The sequence below is a fragment of the Neobacillus paridis genome (assembly GCF_016765675.1).
Classification (GTDB): domain Bacteria; phylum Bacillota; class Bacilli; order Bacillales; family Cytobacillaceae; genus Neobacillus; species Neobacillus paridis.
On record NZ_JAESWB010000059.1, the window covers coordinates 1 to 904 of the forward strand.

A 904-nucleotide genomic window follows, 5' to 3' on the forward strand; every position below is an offset into this window, starting at 1 on the left:
AACGTGCTTTATTTTCCGTTCTCTGAGACGCTCCCTGGATGAACACGGCAACACCACGCAAGACACCGCGCAAAACTGCGCTGCCTTCATGAGGGTGCAAGGCTTCAGAAATGCTCTCGTCGTCTCTCAATATTTCCAGATCACGCGCAGTCGATATGCCATGCACCGGGTCGGAATTACGACAGTCCACACAGCGCATCCGCGATATTTCGAGCTGCGCGACATCTATTCCATCGCGCGGGAGGCAGTGGCGTTGCCGGTGTATTGGCTTACTTTCCGCTCGGCTTAGCGTGCTTTATTTTCCGCTTTCTGAGACGCCCCCAATCATCGGGCAAGCTGACCTTCCAAACGGGCTTTTTCCTCGATCAAGCTGCGATTTTCTGTGCGCAAGGCTTCCGACATGTTGTCAAGCTCAGCCAGGCGCGCTTTCAACTGCAAATTCTCGTTTTGTAATACTGCCAGATCGGCCCGCGCCTGGTTGAGCGTAGCAGTCGCAGCCTGTAACTGCGCGCGCAGCTCGCCGCAAACAGCCGATTGCATATGAAATTGTTGACCAAGCTCCCGATGCTCGGCCAATGTCCTCTGATGCGCTTCCTGTACGCCGGCCAGGTCATTTTGCAAGCGTGTGTGGTCGCGGCCAAGTTGCTCGGCGCGCGCCGCGCATTGCACGAGTGCCTGCTGCTGCGCCGATAGGGTGCGTCGCGTCTCGGTCAACTCTTGTTCGAGTCGTCCGTAGCGCTGCTCCGCTTCCCGTCGCTCGTCGGCTCGCTGTGCCGCGGTCGCTTCCTGGTAATGCTCGAACTGCGTTCGCGCCTGCTCCAGTTGCCGGTGCATGTTCTCGACTTCATTCTGGCGATCAGTCAGGCGCTGCGCCAGTCCGGATGCTTCCATTTCGGCTTTGGTG

At 58.0% G+C, this 904-nt stretch carries 2 protein-coding genes; one reads left to right on the forward strand and one right to left on the reverse strand.

The features are described from left to right. Positions 1-289 (forward strand): YdcF family protein (locus JK635_RS24145; protein ID WP_498043852.1); only part of this gene is annotated, 289 nt, incomplete at its 5' end. Positions 290-324: 35 nt separating this feature from the next. Here the strand turns inward: JK635_RS24145 and JK635_RS05555 are convergent. Further along, on the reverse strand, positions 325-904 hold a 580-nt coding region (locus JK635_RS05555; protein WP_202652997.1), incomplete at its 5' end, for a hypothetical protein.